15 protein-coding genes are annotated in these 19,248 nt (G+C 46.7%); 5 read left to right on the top strand and 10 right to left on the bottom strand.

From position 1 onward, the window contains the following. Position 1: 1 nt before the first annotated feature. From lpxB to purC, 7 genes are all read right to left on the bottom strand, one after another. Positions 2-1,174, bottom strand: coding sequence for a lipid-A-disaccharide synthase (lpxB, locus tag QUA74_RS01410; protein ID WP_333324287.1), 1,173 nt, complete (start codon positions 1,172-1,174; stop codon positions 2-4). A gap of 9 nt (positions 1,175-1,183) precedes the next feature. Next, a complete protein-coding gene (locus tag QUA74_RS01405; RefSeq protein WP_333324285.1) occupies positions 1,184-1,786 on the bottom strand; it encodes a Uma2 family endonuclease in 603 nt (200 codons plus the stop codon). Between the two features lie 41 nt (positions 1,787-1,827). Beyond that, entirely contained in the window at positions 1,828-2,622 is a 795-nt protein-coding gene (gene lpxA / locus QUA74_RS01400) for an acyl-ACP--UDP-N-acetylglucosamine O-acyltransferase (protein ID WP_333324283.1), read from the bottom strand. A gap of 114 nt (positions 2,623-2,736) precedes the next feature. After that, positions 2,737-3,258, bottom strand: a complete 522-nt coding sequence (gene fabZ, locus QUA74_RS01395) for a 3-hydroxyacyl-ACP dehydratase FabZ (RefSeq protein ID WP_333324281.1) — start codon at positions 3,256-3,258, stop codon at positions 2,737-2,739. Between the two features lie 96 nt (positions 3,259-3,354). Continuing rightward, complete coding sequence (gene lpxC / locus QUA74_RS01390) at positions 3,355-4,209, bottom strand: UDP-3-O-acyl-N-acetylglucosamine deacetylase (RefSeq protein ID WP_333324279.1); 855 nt, start codon at positions 4,207-4,209, stop codon at positions 3,355-3,357. A 106-nt stretch (positions 4,210-4,315) separates the two neighbouring features. After that, complete coding sequence (locus QUA74_RS01385) at positions 4,316-6,697, bottom strand: BamA/TamA family outer membrane protein (RefSeq protein WP_333324277.1); 2,382 nt, start codon at positions 6,695-6,697, stop codon at positions 4,316-4,318. Between the two features lie 181 nt (positions 6,698-6,878). After that, complete coding sequence (gene purC / locus QUA74_RS01380) at positions 6,879-7,607, bottom strand: phosphoribosylaminoimidazolesuccinocarboxamide synthase (protein ID WP_333324275.1); 729 nt, start codon at positions 7,605-7,607, stop codon at positions 6,879-6,881. A gap of 260 nt (positions 7,608-7,867) precedes the next feature. Here purC and QUA74_RS01375 point away from each other — a divergent pair, with 260 nt between their 5' ends. The 3 genes from QUA74_RS01375 (at position 7,868) to QUA74_RS01365 (ending at position 14,406) form a co-directional block, all read left to right on the top strand. Then, positions 7,868-8,299 carry a response regulator gene (locus QUA74_RS01375; RefSeq protein ID WP_333324273.1) on the top strand — a complete coding sequence of 144 codons (432 nt, stop codon included), beginning with the start codon at positions 7,868-7,870 and terminating at the stop codon, positions 8,297-8,299. A gap of 124 nt (positions 8,300-8,423) precedes the next feature. Further along, positions 8,424-11,840, top strand: coding sequence for a response regulator (locus tag QUA74_RS01370; RefSeq protein ID WP_333324271.1), 3,417 nt, complete (start codon positions 8,424-8,426; stop codon positions 11,838-11,840). A gap of 211 nt (positions 11,841-12,051) precedes the next feature. Then, positions 12,052-14,406 (top strand): DNA phosphorothioation-associated putative methyltransferase, encoded by a 2,355-nt coding sequence (locus QUA74_RS01365; protein WP_333324269.1) that lies wholly within the window; start codon positions 12,052-12,054, stop codon positions 14,404-14,406. 127 nt (positions 14,407-14,533) lie between these two features. On the opposite strand, the gene QUA74_RS01360 is transcribed toward QUA74_RS01365, so the two are convergent. Beyond that, positions 14,534-15,523, bottom strand: a complete 990-nt coding sequence (locus QUA74_RS01360) for a LysR family transcriptional regulator (RefSeq protein ID WP_333324267.1) — start codon at positions 15,521-15,523, stop codon at positions 14,534-14,536. Between the two features lie 133 nt (positions 15,524-15,656). Between QUA74_RS01360 and QUA74_RS01355 the strand changes: the two genes are divergently transcribed. Continuing rightward, the gene (locus tag QUA74_RS01355; RefSeq protein ID WP_333324265.1) at positions 15,657-16,418 is read left to right on the top strand and encodes an iron-containing redox enzyme family protein; all 762 of its coding nucleotides are present in this window, start codon (positions 15,657-15,659) and stop codon (positions 16,416-16,418) included. A gap of 116 nt (positions 16,419-16,534) precedes the next feature. Beyond that, positions 16,535-16,969, top strand: coding sequence for a hypothetical protein (locus QUA74_RS01350; protein ID WP_333324263.1), 435 nt, complete (start codon positions 16,535-16,537; stop codon positions 16,967-16,969). Between the two features lie 361 nt (positions 16,970-17,330). Here the strand turns inward: QUA74_RS01350 and QUA74_RS01345 are convergent, their stop codons facing one another. Together QUA74_RS01345 and QUA74_RS01340 are read right to left on the bottom strand one after the other, a co-directional pair. After that, positions 17,331-18,503: a TRC40/GET3/ArsA family transport-energizing ATPase gene (locus tag QUA74_RS01345; RefSeq protein ID WP_333324262.1), complete on the bottom strand. Its 1,173-nt coding sequence runs from the start codon at positions 18,501-18,503 to the stop codon at positions 17,331-17,333. Positions 18,504-18,802: 299 nt separating this feature from the next. Continuing rightward, positions 18,803-19,195 carry a DUF2358 domain-containing protein gene (locus QUA74_RS01340; protein WP_333324260.1) on the bottom strand — a complete coding sequence of 131 codons (393 nt, stop codon included), beginning with the start codon at positions 19,193-19,195 and terminating at the stop codon, positions 18,803-18,805. Between the last annotated feature and the right edge of the window lie 53 nt (positions 19,196-19,248).

Raw genomic sequence — 19,248 nt, 5'->3', positions numbered from 1 at the left:
TTTAATTTGCTGTATTTAATTTGACATTTTTCATTATTTCCACAGCGGCCCGATCGCACACACCCACATCTCCGAGACTTTCCCGCATTTCCCGATAACCCGCCAAAGTTTGCTGGCGTCGATCGGCATTTTGCAGCAATTCCAGTGCATGGTTCACTATATTTTCCGCAGTAGCGTCGTCTTGCAGCAACTCCGGGACGATCGGCTTCATTTGCACCAAATTGGGCGGAGACATAAAAGGAATCGAAAATTTCAGGACGTGGCGAGCAATAATCGCCGTAATCGGACTGACGCGGTAGGCGACAACTTGGGGAACGTCGAGCAAAGCTAGCTCCAGATTAACAGTACCAGATTTAGCGATCGCCAAATCGGCAGCAGCCAAGATTTCCAGAGTTTGATTTTCTAACAAAGTAGCCCGCAAACCGTAATTCTCGATCGCCTGTTCGATTTTGCTGCGGAAAGCTTGTTGAGAAAGCGGAATCCAAAAATGAACTTCCGGCAATTTAGCTTGAATAATTTGAGCTGCCTCAAATATGACCGGCATCAGGTACTTGAGTTCTTGGTGTCTGGAAGCGGGAATTAGGGCGATCGACACCTGTTCCGGCACAATTCCCAAACTTTTGCGGGCAACTTCCCGGCTGGGCGCAGATTGCATTCTATCCACCAAAGGATGACCAACCCAACTCACTTCGGCTCCTTTTTCTCGATAATAACAAGCTTCCTCTGGGAAAATTGCCAAAAGTTGGTCGCAAATATTGACAATCAGATCAGTATTGCGACGAGAAATCGACCAAACCCATTCTTGAGGTGCGATGTACCAAACCACTGGCAAATCAGGCAAACTGCGGCGGATATAGCTGCCAATACCGAGATTGGGAGTCAAATAATCAATCAATACAACAGCATCGGGGCGGAAGTTTTTGAGATATTGTTTAGCTTTTTGCTGAACTTTGATCGTTGGCCAAATATACGGCACTGATTCTATAAGGCCCATAGAACCAATGCCTACAGTATCCCCTAAAATAGTAGCACCAGCTTCCGCCATACGAGGGCCGCCCAATCCTATTATTTCTAACTCCAAACCGGCGGCGACAGCGTGACGTTTTAACGCTGCAATTAACAAAGATCCTTGCAAATCCCCAGAAACCTCACCAGTGCTGATAAAAATTTTCATATTCTGACTTTATACAGGTGAGATGTTTGCTAATAACTCGGTAACAGCATCATATTGATCGGGCATATTAGCACAGCGTAGCAGTAATTCTAAGTCCAGAGCGGGAAGGAATGTACTCCGGGCAATCTGCTCATAATTTTCACCTGTTAAGTAATAGAGAGATAACTGACTATTTTGCCAAAACCAGACTTCCCGAACACCCAATCTTTTGTAGAATTCTAGAGTATTTATCCCGCCACTGGTAATTACCACTTCAATAGCAATATCTGGGACTATTTTTTGGGTTCCTATATCATAGGAATCATCTGGCTCTTTTCTACCGCCTAATTCTTTGTTACCCAAAGTCGGCCCGCCCTTGGCGTAAAATCGAATCCCATTTGCTCTCATATATGCCTCTAGCAGCATACAGAGAGTTTTCTTGATTATTTCGTGTTCGGGCGAGACAGTCATAATTTGCAGTAGTCGATCGAGATAGAAAAATTTCACACCTCTGAAATCTTTAAAAGCTGCTTCTATAGCTTCAAATTGCTCCCAACTAACATCTGAGAACCTGATGCAGCCATCTTGTTCTGTTTCAGGGGATGTAGATTTGACTGAAGTATATACATTCATAGCCAAACAGTCGCTTAGTTCCTAGGTTTATTCTACCTGATTCACTTTTTGCCAGGAATCAAACCGCGCCGCCCTTTAGTAATAGACTGCTGCACAAATCTCTGCAGGTGCTGCAAGTGGGGGTTTTCCGGCAACAAATCCAACTGTTCCAAAGCTTGATTTAGAGTGTAGCCAGAATGGTATAGAATACGAAAAGTTTTCTTCAAAACTAGCAAATCTTCTGGGGTAAAACCGGCGCGTTCGAGGCCTATTTTGTTGATTGCTCGCACTCTCGAAGGATTCCCCTCGACTAGCATATAAGGAGGTACGTCTCGATCGATCCTGCTCAAGCCGCCCACCATAGACAAGCGGCCGATTTGGACAAACTGGTGAACGCCCAAAACACCGCTCAAGCGGGCTTGAGACTCGATTTTAACGTGTCCGGCTAAGGCTACAGCATTTGCGATAATTACTCGATCGGCGATCGCGCAATTGTGACCAACATGAACATAAGCCATTAATAAATTATGATTGCCAATTGTCGTGCTTTCCCCCGCTCCAGTAGCGCGGTTGATTGTCACGTATTCCCGAATCTGATTGCTGTCGCCAATTTTCACCCTAGTCGGAGAGCCCTCGTATTTCAAATCTTGAGGTTCCAAACCAATCGCCGCACCGGGGAAAATTTGATTGCGAGCGCCTATTTCTGTTAGCCCGTCGATAATTGCATGGGCACCAATCTTAGTATCCGGCCCGATTTTCACTCTTTCCCCAATTACAGCATAAGCTCCCACTTCTACAGTCGGGTGAAGTTCAGCACCGGGATGAATCACAGCAGTTGGGTGAATCAAAGTAAGCATTTTTCAGTTGTCAGTTGTCAGTTGGCTGTTGTCCGTTGTCAGTTGACTGTTGGCTGTTGTCTGTTGGCTGTTCTTAGTTATAAATTACCAATTACCAGTTACCAATTACCCAATTTAATCTACCATCGAAAACGTCAATTCTCCTTCACAAACTTTTTGTCCGTCTACTTCAGCCAGAGCCTGCATTTTTGCGAAGCGGCGGCGTTTTACCCACAGCAATTCTACAGTCATCCGCAACTGATCGCCCGGTACAACCTGACGACGGAACTTGACTTGATCAATTCCGGTAAACATCCACAATCCTTGCTTGATGTCGGGCAACTGAGCTAGAACAATACCGCCAACTTGAGCCATCGCTTCGACAATTAATACTCCCGGCATAATCGGCCGTCCGGGAAAATGCCCTTGAAAATGCGGTTCGTTGAAAGTCACATTTTTAATTCCTACAGCCTTCTCGGACGGCACGTAATCAACAATCTTGTCAACCAGTGCAAAAGGATAGCGATGAGGCAATAATTTTTGAACTTCTTCGAGAGTAAAAGTAGATTGAACCGCTGGAGAATCCTCACCGTTTTCGGTGGGGACGGATTCAGAATTAGCAGTATTGAGGGTGTTAACTTCAGTCAGCGTAGACATTGCTTGAAGACTTTTGAGTGTGGTATGGCAGAAGGAAGAAGGAAAAAGGAAGAAGGAAGATGCAATCTTAACAGATAACAGATAACCTGTTTTTTCCTAACTTTTATCTAGGGTAGCTAGAGCTTCCGATTTCAGGGCTTGGGCGAGTTGGACGTGCAGGTTGTGACTGGCTTTATAAGCCAAGTAGTGAGCTTGTGGCCAAGTTCCGAGCAGACTGAGGTCGCCTACTAAGTCTAGGATTTTATGGCGCACCGGTTCGTTGGCAAATCTCAAGGGCGGGTTGAGCCAGCCGGATCGATCGCAAACTAGGGCGTTTTCTAGGGTACCACCTTTGATCAAACCTGCTTGTCGCAATTGGTCAACTTGGCGAGCAAGTCCAAAAGTGCGGGCTGGGGCGATCGCCGTCGCAAAACTTTCTGCCTCTGGCGACCAACTGTACCATTGATTGCCGATCGCCTGTTCCTCAAAATCAATTCCGTAACTAAATCGAGTTTCGGCTGACGGTAAAGCCGCTGCAAAAGCATCCCCGTGACGCACCCAAATAGGCTGTTCTAGGACGAAGGAGGAAGTGGGGCCTTGCTTCGATTCTTGAGGAACTAAGCCGGTATGGGCGATCGCCTCTACCCAAACCTGGGCTGAACCGTCCAGCAGAGGCACTTCCGGCCCATCAACCTCAATTCGAGCATTATCCGCTCCCATCCCCGCCAAAGCGGCTAATAGATGCTCTACAGTGCGAATTTGAGCATCTATACCTGCGAGTTCCGTTGAAAGTGCCGTCTGACAAACCGCCTCAATTTTTGCAGGAATTCTCGGAGCACCAGGCAAGTCTATTCTGACAAAATAGCGGCCTTCCCCAACCTCCGCAGGCAAAACTCGGACGCGAGTTTGTGTGCCGCTGTGCAAACCGATTCCCGACAGTTCAAATTCAGATTTTAGGGTGTGAATAGTCATTAGTCATTAGTTAGTAGTCAACTCTCAACTGTCAACTCTCAACTGCCAACTGTCAACTGCCAACTGTCAACTGCCAACTCTCAACTCTCAACTCTCAACTGTCAACTTAGAATCGCTCACCAATCCCAAAGTGAATTTGATTGTCGCCAGTGTCGTTGATACCGTAATCGATCCGGATCGGCCCTAAAGGAGATTGAATCCGCACGCCGAGGCCGTAACCGTAACCGCTACCCGGCTTTCCGCGGATACCGGCAGGGTCGCCCGGGACATCTTCGCCCGTGCCCAAGTCGGTGCCAGCATCCAAAAATAGCGCTCCGCCGAGAAAGGAAATAATCGGGAAACGGTACTCAACGCTGGCTTCTAGGAAGCTGCGGCCGGCTCCCATGTCGCCTTCGTCGTATCCGCGCACCGAGTTGGCGCCGCCCAAGGCAAACGCTTCGTAGGGAGGCAAATCTCCGAATACGGTGCCGCCTCTAAAACTGAATGCCAGGGTTTGAGGGCCGGCGGCAAAGTTAGTGTACTGGACTGGTAGGTACAAGCTGTAGCTGGCCCGCAGGCGGTTTAACAGGATGCTGCCGGAACCTACAGGAATCGATTGTTCCATCCCAAACCGGAGCAGGGAACCGCTAGTCGGGCGGAGGGGGTCGTTGCGCCGATCGCGCACAACACCTGCTTGCAGTGTTGTCAAGTCGTCAGAGCCGGAATCGCTAAAACTTAACAGGTTGCCAAGTTCGTCCTCGGACTCGCGCCTGCCTTTGCGATCAGTAATTGAGACTCGCTGGTACTGCAAGCCGACTGAAGCAGTCCACTCAGAATCGGCAAAAGGATTGCGCGACAGGGGACGGGTGAAATTGATACCGGCACCGGTGCGGACGATGCGGGGTCGATCGTCGTTGGGCAATCTGACTTCCCGTTCCCCGCCGTCAAAAATCACGCTGATCGATCGTCTTCTAAACGCATTAATCGTGTAAGAAGTCCGGTAAGGATCGCCCGCAATCCAGGGGTCAGTAAAACTCAGGTCAAACAGCGTTTGGCGTTCCCCGATTTGTACTTCAGCCCCCAATTTCTGGTTCCTACCTCTCAAGTTTTGCTGCTGGTAACTCACCGTACCGAACAACCCCGTCGCGGAACTCAAACCCGCACCCGCCGCCAGAGAACCGGTATTTTTCTCGATGACGTTGACAATTACTCTTGCCTTGCGGGGGTCAGTCGTTCCCGGTTCCAAGGCAAGTCGCACGTCTTCAAAAATTCCCAAACCAAACACCCGCCTCAAGTCCCTTTCCGCCTTTGTGCGGTTAAAGATGTCTCCGGGCTTAAGTTCTACTTCGCGGGTGATGACAAATTGACGGGTGTTGCCTCCGATCGGCTGACCCGTGGCATCTGTTGCCTCTCCCTCCTTGTTCAGGAAGCGGACATCAACGGATTCGATCTGGCCTTCTGCCACTACCAGGGTGACAGTGCCGTCGTCTGCTACTTGCGGGGCATCAGTGATTTGGCCCAAAACATAGCCGTTCTCTTGATACCACGCATTAATTTTTTTCACTCCCTCCTCAAAGCGGCGGAGGTTGAGAATTTTGCCGTATTGATCGCGGAAGCTTTCGTCAATTACGCTTTGGGGCAGCACTTGCTGACCGGTGATTGTCACTCCCCGCAGCACTGGGTTTGGCTGCACAATAAAAGTCACCCGGACGCCCAACGGGGTGTCTTCGGGTACTGCGCGCACGTTTCTGAAAAAGCCCGTGGCAAAAATGGCGTTGATGTCTTGTTGCAGTTGGCTGCGGTTGGTCGTGCGTCCCGGTTGGGTGCTGATGACTCGGTAAATTTCGCTTTCCAGGTCTTCCGTCGCCCCGGTTACTGTAACTTCTGCAACTAGCACTTGCGGTTCGGCAGCCCCAGCGGGTGCGGGGGTTTGTCTCGGCTGCGGTGCCGGGGCAGAGGGCAATTGGGGAACGGTGTTAGCGGGCGGCCTGGTCGGGGCCGGTATTGTCGGAACTTGGGCGTTTTGAGCGATCGTCCCTGATTCCTCTGGTTTCCCTAGCTCTGCTGCGATCCAGGCGGGCGTTACAGCCGATACATCGGGGGGGAGCGAGCTGCCCTGTGGCGATCGCCCGTGCAGGGCGTTTTGGCTGCTAGAGGCGGGGGAGGGGTTGGATGCTAGCTCGGGTTTGAGTTGAAGGCTCGAAGGCGAAACCGGGGAGGGCGTGTCTGTGAATCGGTCTGGGGGTTCGTTGGGTGCTCCTCTGGCAGGGGCCGCAGCTATTGTTAGAGCTTCGGCTTTGCTGGTTTTAGGGGCTTTGCGATTTTGAGGAGGGTTTTGGGTTAATTCTGGAATGGGGCGATCGGGTAGTTCGATCGAATCAACGGGGGTAACGGCAGCCAAAGTTTCCTCTGCTGATTCAGAGTAGGATGTTTGGCCGCTTGCAGAATTTGATAACCCGAATGTTGCTGAGGCAGTAAAAACTGCCACCAATACAGCAGATAAACGCATTTTTGTTCACTTTTTTAGGCAATCCACACACCACATTAGCCATCAGTCATCAGTCATCAGTCATTAGTCATTAGTCATTAGTTATTGAGTCGGTTGAATTTGCCGCTGACTGCTAACTGTTGACTGCTGAGTGCTGAATGTCCGTGACAAACTGTGCAATTGTAGCGCATTACCAAGGCCTCTAGACTTTCTGAGCGAGAACCCGTTGGAGAACTTGCTGGTAAGCGGTTTCTACCGATCCTAAGTCGCGGCGGAATCGGTCTTTGTCCATCACACGGGCATCGGGGTCGGCTTCTGCGTTGTCCCAGAGGCGGCAAGTGTCGGGACTGATTTCGTCAGCGAGAATCAGATTTTGATGTTGGTCGATACCGAATTCTAGTTTGAAGTCTACTAGAGTGATGCCACACTGGCTGAAAAATTCCTTGAGTATTTCGTTAATTTCGCGGGCGGCGATTTCTAGTTGGTCTACTTGTTCGGGGGTGGCTAGCTGCATTAGCAGCAGTCGGTCGCGGGTCAGCAGTGGGTCTCCCAAATCGTCGTTTTTGTAATAAAACTCCACCAGCGGCGGATTGACAATTGTGCCGAGAGCGAGTCCGGTTTGCTTGCAAAGACTGCCGGCGGCAATGTTTCTGACTACGACTTCTAATGGCAAGATTTGGACGCGACAGACTCGCATTTGGTTGGGGGCCGGCGTGTCGATGAAGTGGGTGGCAATGCCTTTGGCTTCTAGCATCCGAAACAGGTGGGCGGATACGGCGCAGTTGATTTCGCCTTTGCCGACGATGCTGCCGCGTTTCTGGGCGTTAAAGGCTGTGGCGTCGTCTTTGAAGTGGGTCAGCAAAATTTCGCTGTCTTCGGTGGAGTAGAGGATTTTGGCTTTGCCTTCGTAGAGTTTGCGATCGGCTGACATGGCGATTAATAATAAGGTAGATGAGTTTTAGATTTTACAGTAGCTCGATCGGGCGTTATTGGCGAGTTTTTGGATCTCGGCTGCCCCGCTTATGTCCCTGACCGGCAAGTACCCCTACAGGTAGATACCGTGATGGGTGAGGCATAAATGATTCTTTACAAAGGAAAATAGAGATGAGACCTGCTGGGTTCGCGATCCGTGCTGCCTAAACCTCGCCAACGAGACGGGCGCTTAAAAAACATCTATAAAATGGCTGATTTATGCAAGACAAAAAAATTCATATTCTCTTGGTAGAAGATGATGAGGTTGATGTGATGAACGTCCGGCGAGCTTTCAAAAAAAATAACATCGTCAACCCCCTCTTCATTGCTGCCAATGGATTAGAAGCTCTAGCCATATTGCGTGGGGAAGGAAAAATAGACCCTCCGATGCCTCAAGCGCGCCGGTTGATTTTGCTGGACTTGAATATGCCGAGAATGAGCGGGATCGAGTTTTTGCAAGAATTGCGACTGGATGAATGTTTGAGGTCGATTCCGGTAATCGTCCTCACAACTTCTAATGAAGATAGAGATAAAGTAAAAGCTTATAATTTGAATGTAGCGGGTTATATTCTTAAACCTGTGACTTTTTCTAATTTTGTGGAAGTGATGGCTACCCTAAACAGATACTGGATGCTGAGCGAAATTCCCTAAAACAGGGAAATTTTAATAGAAAAAATTTTTTTTTATGTGGCTTTGTGATTTTTCAGCGATGCAGTTGTTTTAATTCCTTTTTTCAGACAGCAGATTTTTCGGAGTAATCCACAATTCGATTGTTATGGACAAAATTCTCACAATTCTGATAGTAGATGACGATGCAGTCGATCGAATGGCGATCAAACGCTCGCTCAAGTCCGCTGGTGTTTCGGCAGAAGTTACTGAAGCAGAAGACTGCGCGGATGCCCTGGCCCAACTCTCGGTCAGCAAAAATTCTACTCAGGCTACCGCAACACTCTCCAAATACAATAAATCTCAACCCTTAAGCGAGGTTGAGGAGACAGAAAAGGGGCTGCTATTAAATCAAATATTTGAGTGCAAATTTGACTGCGTATTCCTCGACTACGGATTGCCCGACGGAGACGGGCTGAGTTTGGTAAAAAATCTACGAGAAGCTGGGCTGAAAGTTCCCTTAATTGTACTCACAGGTCAAGGCGACGAACAAATTGCTGTGGAATTGATGAAGGCCGGAGCTTCTGATTATATCGCTAAAAACAAGCTTTCTCCCGATAGTTTATCTCGCAGTTTGTACAATGCGATGCGCGTTTACAGCGCCGAATATCAAGCGTTTCATACCAGTCAAAAGCTCAAGGAAAGTGAGGAACGATACAGGTTAGTGTTAGAGGGAGTGAACGACGGAATTTGGGATTGGGATTTAAGTAAAAATGAGGTTTATTGGAACGATCGCCTTTTGGAAATTATTGGTTTGTCGCGGGAGGAATTTGGCAGCACGATGGAAGCTCTATACAACCGTCTGCACCCCGATGACAAGGAGGGAATCGTCGCGGCGCTCGCCGCTCACTTGGAACAAGAAATAAACTATAATGTAGAATTCCGGCTACTACACTCGAACGGTGTTTACCGCTACTGCACTTCTCAGGGAAAAGCTCAGCGCAATTCCCAAGGAAAAGCGCTGCGAATGGCCGGCATGATTAGCGACATTACTGAGCGGAAACAGGCAGAATATGCTCTGGAAAGGGAACGGCAGCAACTGAAACAAATTATTACTTGCGTGCCGGTAGCAATGGCGATGTTCGATACGGAAATGCGCTATTTAGCTAACTCGCACAAATGGCTGACTCAATTTAATTTTGAGTGGCAGTCGCTGACTAACCTCAGTCATTACGAATTGTTTCCAGATACCCCGAATCGCTGGAAAGTAATGTATCAACAAGTGCTGAGAGGTGAGGTAGTTTCTGTGAGCGAAGATGCTTGGGAACGAGCAGACGGCTCTGTTATTTACCTGCGCTGGGCCGCTCACCCTTGGTACAATCCCGACGGTAAAGTAGGGGGAATTGTGATGGTTGCCGACAAGATTAATGAGTTGGTGGAAGCGCGGGAAACTGCCTTAGAAGCTAGCCGGGTGAAGTCACAATTCTTGGCGAACATGAGTCACGAAATTCGCACTCCGATGAATGGGGTTTTGGCAATGGCTCAATTGCTGCTGCGCGCTCCACTGGAATCGAAACAGCGGGACTGCGCTCAGACTATTTACCGCAGTGCTGAACATTTGCTGAACGTTATTAATGATATCCTCGATTTCTCTAAAATTGAAGCTGGAGAAATGCGGCTGGAAAAGTCTGATTTTGATTTGGATAACTGCGTTGAGTCGGTGATAGAAATCATAGCGCATTTGGCTGAAGAAAAAGGTATTGAATTGAATATTTTAGTGGACAGTTCAGTGCCCAGAAAGTTGGTGGGGGACTCAGGCAGATTGAAGCAAGTTTTGCTGAATTTGACGGGTAATGCCATAAAATTTACCGATCGCGGTCAAGTTCTAATTCACGTAACGGTGAAACAGGGCAACCGACTGGCAGAGGGTAGACAAGGGGCAAGATTGCTATTTTCGGTGCGGGATACTGGCATTGGAATTTCGGCCGAAGGGCAAACAAAGCTGTTCCAATCTTTTTCTCAGGTAGACGATTCTCCTACTAGACCTTACGGCGGGACGGGTTTGGGTTTGGCTATTTCCAAGCAGTTAGTGGAGATGATGGGAGGCGACATTGGAGTTCGTAGTTTGCTAGGCAGCGGTGCGACTTTTTGGTTTGCTGTACCTTTGGAAAAACAGTTACAAGTTGAGCCTAATGAACCCGAACTTGTGGGCAAGAAACTGTTAGTAGTCTCTGGAAGTGCTTTGAGGAGGGCAGCGGTGCGATCGATCGCTCAAAGTTGGGGCGCCCGCTGCGATGAGGCAGAAACTGCTGCTGAGGCTTTGAGGTGGTTAAAAAATGCCCAGGGCGGGATTTCTCAGCATTCAGGGCAGGCGGGAAAAAGCTGGGATGTGGTGCTTGTGGACTTGCAAATGCCGGAGTTGAATGGGGAGGAATTTGCTAGGAAAGTGCGATCGACCTCGACAGTTGGATTGTTAATCGCCATGACTGCTTTACGAGAACAGCCGAAGGCTGAAGCGCTTTGCAGTCGGGGTTTTAACGGATATTTGATCGAGCCGGTGCGGCCAAGCCGCCTGCTTAAAACTTTGCTGGCGCAGGTGAAGGGAACAGGAGATTTTGGGAGATTGGAGGCTGCTAATACTTGCAAGTTGCCAGCAGTTGATTCTCAATATATTACTCCCAATTCGCCGTCACCCCTGAAAATTTTGGTGGCGGAAGACCACCCGATCAATCAACAAGTTCTTGTCGAACAGTTGGCAGTTTTAGGCTATCAGGCTGACTGCGTGGTCAACGGTCAAGAAGCGCTGGATTTGCTGGCAAAAAAAAGCTATGATTTAGTGCTGATGGACTGTCAAATGCCGGTACTTGACGGTTATAAAACGGCACAAAAGTTAAGGCAAATCGAAGGAAGCGATCGGCATACTGTTGTGATGGCTTTAACTGCTCATGCTATGCCGGGGGAACGAGAAAAGTGTCTGGCGGCGGGGATGGACGATTATCTCAGCAAACCTGTAGATTTAGATGCTTTGGCGGCGGCTCTGAAAAAGTATGAAGCCCGAAACGTTGACGGGGAAAATAAGTATGGAGTTAAAAGTATTAATTCGGAAAATAAATCTCAATTAGCAACAAATTATACAGAAGTTGTGGAAAAAGCGCAGGTTGTGGCTGGGCCGGCACCAAGGGCGATCGCACTTCAAACTTGGGAACATAGAGACTACGACGGACTGTTCGACAAGAGCAGATTGGAGCAACTCGGACGAGTTAATATTAAATTGCCAGAACGACTTTTGCAAGCTTTTGTGGCAGACGCGCAAGCTGATGTAGCTGCTGCCAAAATAGCCGTAGAAGCTAAAGATTGGCAAGCTGTGGAATATCAAGCACACCGTCTCAAGGGAACTTCGGCTAATGTGGGAGTTGCTCTGATGTCGGATTTGGCAACACAATTGGAGCATCAAGCGCGAGGCTTTCAATCTGAAGCAACAGGGGTGGAATTGTCAAATATTGAGAGGATTGAAAACATATTAGTGAGTTTGTCCAGTCATTTAGCCCGGGTTCAAGAATTTGTGGAAACTCGAATGTTTGGTTAATATCTTACTCGCTCGGAGTCGATCGTAGTCGGCGATTTTAATCGCCCTTACAAAAACGAAGTCCCTCTCTAAGAGACTAAGAAATAAAGCGGTGCGGTACGGAGTGTGCATCCTAGATATAGAAATTTTAGGAAAATTTTGTTTTTTTTATTTATTCACTCCGTGTCCTCTGCGTTCTCTGCGGTTAATTTAAAAAACAATTAATTTAGCTATGAATTACGATACCCGTACAAACACTATTTTAGATAGCACTTCATTAGAAAATGATGAAAAACTGCTAACGCCTTTGATGATTTTTGCTCAAGAAGTTTTATTGTACGAAAACGAGGCTATCTCTGAGCAAAATTCTATAAATGCTGTGCCGTACTCGCCCGATGAAATCACTAATTTATGTGTTGACAATTTGGTGGCAAAAGTGGCTCGCTGCTGTCGGGAAAGCAAGGTGGGAAAAAAATTACCGACGGCTTTTTACGTTCACGTTTCGGCTTTGCAGACACTCAACCCTGTCCTCGGAATTTACGAAAATTGTGCCAGACGCACTCTCGAAAATATTGATGAAGCAACTTTAGTTAAATTTTTGCTCCATCAACCTAAAATATCTTATCTTTTTTACCCGGATTTCGATACAGATGCTCATCCTGCTTTGCAAAGCAGCATCCAAATTAATCTAGCAACAGGGGAAGTTAAATATTTTGATTACAGCAACAGCGAAAATCCGCCGGTTTTGCACCGCAAGGAAACTTTTGTAGCTGCGGATTATCCCAATTACGAAAAGTTTGCGAGGCTGACTCGCTGCGAGGAAGGATGGGGACTGCTTGACAATACTAGCGTTATCGGCACTCGCGATGGTTGGCTCAAATATTTGGGATATTGCGGTGTAGAAATCCAAGATCATACTGTTGTCGAGCGTTTGAAACAGGAGAATAGCGAGCTATCAATTCCTAAGATCGAGCGGCACAAAGCTGCAATGGTACGCCACTCGCTTTCTAAACCTCTGCGTCTGGTTTTAGAAGCTGATTTAGCGAGGGATGGATCGACTTTTTTTGATTACGGTTGCGGTTACGGCGGGGATGTTAAATATATTGCACAAGAGGGTTATGCTATTTCTGGTTGGGATCCATACTATCAGCCGGATACTCCGCGAACTTGTGCAGATATTGTGAATATTGGTTATGTGATTAATGTAATTGAATCTTTGGCGGAACGACGAGAGGCTTTACTGAATGCTTGGGAATTAACTAAGAGTTTATTAGTTGTAGCGGCTCAAGTTTTGATTGATGATAGCGACAGAGGTCAAATTGCTTATGGGGATGGGGTGATTACTTCTCGGAATACTTTTCAGAAGTATTACGAACAGGAAGAGTTGAAGGTTTATATTGACCAAGTTTTGAATGTTGATGCAATTCCTGTGGCTTTGGGGATTTATTTTGTGTTTCGGGATGCTGCGGAGGGTGAAGGTTTTCGTGCTTCTCGGTTTCGATCGCACTTATCGACTCCTAGGGTGCGATCGCAAGTTAAGCGGTTTGAGGATTATGCGGAAATGTTAGCTCCTTTGATGGCTTTTGTGAGCGATCGGGGCCGCCTTCCGGTTAAAGGCGAACTAGCGGAAGAATCGCCAATTAAGGAGGAATTTCACAGTTTTAATCGCGCTTGGAGGGTGATTTTGCAAGCAACGGATGCGGATGATTGGGAGAAAATCGCCGACAAGCGCCGCCAAGATTTGCTGGTATATCTGGCTCTCAACGGTTTGGGCGATTCCCTACGGGATAGCTACGCTTCACGACCTTCAATGCGCCGACTCCCGGCTCAAATCCGCAACGACATCAAAGGTTTGTTTGACAATTATCAAAAAGCTTGCACTTTGGCAGATTTAATGCTATATAGTTTGGGCAAAGCTGATATTGTTGCGGATTGCTGCGAAGATAGTGCGATCGGCTACAAACAGCCCGGTTCCCTTTCTGTTCACGTCTCTGCATTAGAAGAACTTGACCCTTTGCTGCGGCTCTACGAAGGCTGTGCAAACCGTACAATTGGCAGGCTTGACGGCGCTACAATCATCAAATTTCACGCTCGCAAACCTCAAATTTCTTATTTATTTTATCCCGATTTTGACACTAACCCGCATCCCGCCCTTCACACTTCTATGCACATAGATTTGCGCGACCTTTCTGTGAGCTATCAAGACTATTCTGATTTGTACAACCCGCCAATTTTAGTTAGAAAAGAAGCTTTTGTTACTGCTAGTTATCCCCATTACGAAAAGTTTGCGAAACTCACCCGCCAAGAAGAAAAGTTAGGGATTCTCGATTGTGGCGCAGTTAAAAAGCATCGGGAATGGGTGAAGTGTTTGGAGGAAAACTGCGTTAAAATTAAGGATCATAAGTTGTTTTGGCGCTCGAATGCTGACCCAGAAAGGTTGAAAATGCTGCAAAAAGCTGCGTCGGAACGCCAGCAGAAAAAGATTGAGTTGAATCCAGGAAAGATTGAAGAAACCGCAGAGGGCACAGAGGGGACAGAGGATGGAAAAGAAGAGGGAGAAGAAGTTATGTCTTTAAGAAGCGAATAGAGAAATTGGCGATTTAAATCACTTCTACACAAAATGTGTGGCAAAGTAAAGTAAATTAGTAAAAGCGGCTGAACTAAGGCGTTAGGTCGCTTTCGTTATTTCTTATAACAGAATTTCTAAACTGTGTTCACCAAGAATCCAGAAGGGACAGGTTCATTACCTCCTGAATGACCTTGAGAAATTGACGTAAAACAATGGACGAATCTTCCTGTCGCCAAACAACAGCAATCTGCCGGTTTAGGGCTGCATTTTGGAGCGATCGATAAACGACTCCCTCACGGTGCAGCGTTTGAACATGGTTGGGTAAGATGGACACGCCAACGCCTGCTGCAACTAAACTGAGCAGTGTGACAACTCCAGTTACTGTGACAGTTTGATTGATTTTCGGTTCAAAACCAGCCTCCCGACAAAGAGTGACAACTTTTTCATAGAAGGGCAATACATCAAGGGAAGGTAAGATGATCGCATCGTCTGCTAGTGCTTTCAGAGAAATTTTACTTTGGTCAGCAAGGGCGTGTGTGGTTGGTAACGCGACAACGAAATACTCTTCAAGAATGGGTTGAAAACTCAAGGCGGGATCGTTGTGATCAAAGCTGGGAGAGCGTTGAAATATCACATCTAATTGATGGTTCTTGAGCATCTGAATCTCATGCTGAATCGTGACTTCGTGCAGTTCTAGCTCCACCTTTGGAAACCGTTGCTGAAACTCTTGCACTACCTCGGGCAGAATCGTGTTTGCAATGGAATTGTTCATGCCGATGATTAAACGCCCTATTTCACCCTGACTGGCCTGTCGTGCATAAGAAACCGCTCGATTGAGATGAATTAACGCTTGCTGCGCTTCTACCAGGAAAGCTTGACCCGCTTCAGTTAACTCAATCGGACGTTTGCTGCGATCGAACAATTTTACTGCCAACGTTTTCTGATGGGTACTCAACAATTCTTCAAGCGCCTGAATTCTCTGACTGAGGGGAGGTTGCTTAATTCCTAAACGCTTTGCTGCCTCGCTGAAGTTGTTGTTAGCCTGCACCACTGCGATGAAGTAGCAAATCTGTCGAAGCTCAAACTGGCTGAGATGCTGGAACTCCATACCCATCCTTACTATATTTTCAAGCATATTTTGTTATGCACTTCTTATCTCATAGCATATAAAGACTTGCTGGACTAGCCGATCGGGCACAGATACGCACCTCAAGTGCTGTACCTTTGACCTCTGTGGCAAGACAACGCCTACTCTAAAGGAGAATTTTATGAAGGTAAATTCAACGATCGCCACTACATCCAGTCGTCTAAATCGAGAAATTGAATTACCACCTGAAGTCGAAGTGCAAAAGCAGGCAATCAGTGAAAGAACGATCGCCTATTGTAACAAATCGCTCGATCGCAGCCGATTTTTCAGCCTGCTTAAAGAGGGAGAAATTACCCCGTCCATCATGCAATATGCCTTCCTACAGTACCAACTTTGGCGGGATCGTCTGCATCAGTGGTTTGGATTATGCATCGTCAAAGCAGGAAGTTGCACTGACCCGGATCAGAAAGCAGCAATCATGTCCCTAGCCGATCACACATTCACAGATTTGCAGGATGGTCATAATGAGATGTATTTGGAATTTCTCCACAATCTTGGACTGAGTGATGCTGAAATCAAGCCATCTTGTCGGAGCGCGGCTACAGTATCGTATGAGCGCTCATTCTTTGACGACTTCGGCTATGGAACGAATAACTTCTACGAAGCACTGGCAGCGCTCAGCGGGCGAGAGCTATGCGTGGCAGTACGCAATGTGAGAATTCTCCAGTATTATTTCGATGCCCGCAGCATGAAGCACCCAACCTGGCTAGCATTGCACGCGGAATTGGAGGTCGATCATTTTCATGATGCCATTCGTCCGGTGCTGATCCGTTACGGTGAGGATTCGGCGAAGATTGCCGATCTTATGAAGGCAGTCGAGCAGGGGATCGATCGACATTTGCAATATTTCGAGGAGCTGCTGCATGAATACGAATCCCGGTAGTTCTACGAAAATCATAAAAAAGTAATGATGAACTATAGGTGTGAACAAAATACCAGGTTGCACCAATGCGGATCTCCAATGACTTCGAGAATGCCAACATTTTTTACTAACGGAGTATGAATAAACAACACATACAAAAACTGCTTGAATCAACCCAAGAACTATTTCTGACGACTCATAAACACGTAGTTGACGAGATTGTGAAACGGCATGGTTACTTTTTCCCTTTCGGTATTGGAGTATCAGCAGACGGAGAGTATATTGTAGCTGGAATAGAAAATCCCGATCCAGTACAGGCATTGAGTTTTGCAATTCAAGCACTCAAGGATTTTGCACGGCGGGGAAAGCTTATTGCTGCTGCCACCTGTTTCGCTGGAAAGATTCAGATGCCGCAGAATGATGACTTAATTGATGTGATAATTATCGTCCTTGAGGACAGGACAAAAACAGCTATGAAATGTTGTGGAACTTATCGCAAGACAGCAATTACTTGGGAATTTGGGGACATGACAGGCGAGGTTGGAGAACCAATGATTTTTGATTGCTTGTGAAGTAGCTTAAATTGGATTTATGACAGTATCGTATATCTTACGTACAGCAAGCTAACAACGCAGTGGAGCGAACGGTCAAGATTCGTTTCAGTTCTATTAGCCGCCGCTCACTTTGGCCGTTATACCAACAGTAAAAGCCAGTTAAATTTATCTATTTTCAGCCAAGATTGGGCAAGCAAAAATGCTCGGCTTCGTTTGTAAGTACCGAAAGTGGAGCGGCGATCGCCCTAGCATAAATAATTGTTAAGGGCTCGGAGTATAATACGTCATTGGAGCGGACAAAAGAGAGATAACTTCAGTTAAGCTAAAAATACAGGACTTACGCAGGCACACTACATATAGCGTGGCTGCGTAAGTTCTGTTAAGCAAACTTAATCTTCAAATAATCATCCTCCATCTTCGCCCCCGAAGGTTGCAGCGCCGCTAAAGCTTGGGGCAACACCAAATTACGGCGGTGATTCCCAATCCGAACATTCAACTCATCTCCCGTTTTGCTCAACTGGATCTGATCCTTAGCAATTCCGGGCAAATACAGCTCAAGACTATATTGATTGTTTTCCTGCACGATCTTAATCGTATTTTCTTTGTAATAAACTTGACTTGGATCTTCGTCTTTGTAAAGAGTTTCTTTCAACCGTTCTAAAGCTGCCAAACCGCACATTTCTTCTGAATAAAGTGGCACCTCCTTAACTGGCAGCGGCATGAAATCTGAGTGAATTTCCTGACGGTACTGTTCCTGGCTTTCTTTCCACCGTTTGAAAAATGGGTCAGTTACTTCTGCGGGAATAATGCGGTTAGCTACTACTAAATCAGTGGCTACATTGTACAAACTCAAATAGGCATGAGCGCGCAGAGACTCTTTAATTACCATTTTTTCAGGATTGGTAACTAACCTTACCGAAGTGACAGTATTGTCAGTTAAAACCTTTTCCAAAGCTTCGATTTGTTCGTAAAATTCGTAAGGTGCATCCATCACCTCTTTGTCTGGTAAAGAAAAACCCGCAATTGGTCTAAAAATAGGTTCAACTAAAGGCCGAAGGGCGGCTGATATGCCTTGCAGCGGCTTGTAAAATTTTCTCATGTACCAGCCGCCAACTTCCGGCAAACTTAGCAGTCTCAATGCAGTGCCAGTTGGGGCAGAATCGATAATTAAAACATCAAATTCGCCTTCGTCGTAATGCCGCTTCATTCGCACTAAACCGAAGATTTCATCCATTCCTGGCAAGATGGCTAATTCTTCAGCTTGCACCCCTTCGAGCCCCTGCGCTCGCAAGACTTGACTAATGTAGCGCTTAACTGCTCCCCAATTCCCTTCTAATTCCCTGAGAGCGTCTAATTCTGCTCCCCACAAATTCGGTTTCACCAGCCGCGAATCGTGCCCGAGTTCCATGTCAAAGCTGTCGGCTAAGGAGTGGGCAGGATCTGTGCTCAGCACTAGGGTTTTGTATCCCAATTCGGCACACCGCAGCCCAGTCGCAGCGGCTACGGAGGTTTTGCCGACGCCGCCTTTTCCGGTCATTAATATTAAGCGCATTGATTGTTTAGCTCGCCTGAAAGTAATTTACTTCTTTATTGTAACGTTCTGTAACAGAGATTAATTTAGTGGGCGCTTAATTTTGGCGCTCGCCGACCGCTGAACCCAGCACATTTCCCGTGATCCAGGAAATTGCTGCAATGTCAAGATAAGTTAAAATTATTTATTTCAAATATCAATTGCGACGCATAAAAATCCATCAGCGTTCATCTGTGTTTATCTGCTAACATCTGCGGTTAAAAAAGGGATCTCGCTCTTGAAAAACTATTTTTTATTGCTAAAAAACCTAAAAACAATTGTCAAACATTAGTTTTCCGAGGAAATACAAGCTGTTTGAGGACATCCAAGCGCGAACAGTCCCAGTAATCGATGTGAGAAACAATTAAATCATCACTGTTGACTTTAAGTTCGCTCCTACCGGCGATCGCCATTTTCGGTTTCCAAGGTAGCGGTGCGCTCCACCTCAAAGTCCAGCGAGTTTCTATAATATCGGACGATCGCGAAATGCCGTGCAAGTCTAGTTTAATTTCTTTAAAAAAAGTCCCCATAAACCCGATCATTTGGCGGTAGCGCTCGATTCCTGTAAATCGATTCACTGGGTCTTCAAAATAAACATCTTTGGCGTAAATGCTGTAAGTCTGATTTTGGGGAAATTTTTGATAATCGTCTTTGAGAATTTCAATAATATCCATTATGATTAGCTATTTGCCTTAAATTATTATAATATAGTTTATACCTGCTTGAG

The sequence above is a fragment of the Microcoleus sp. LAD1_D3 genome (assembly GCF_036702135.1).
GTDB lineage: Bacteria > Cyanobacteriota > Cyanobacteriia > Cyanobacteriales > Microcoleaceae > Microcoleus.
This window is presented reverse-complemented; position numbering and strand designations above follow the sequence as displayed.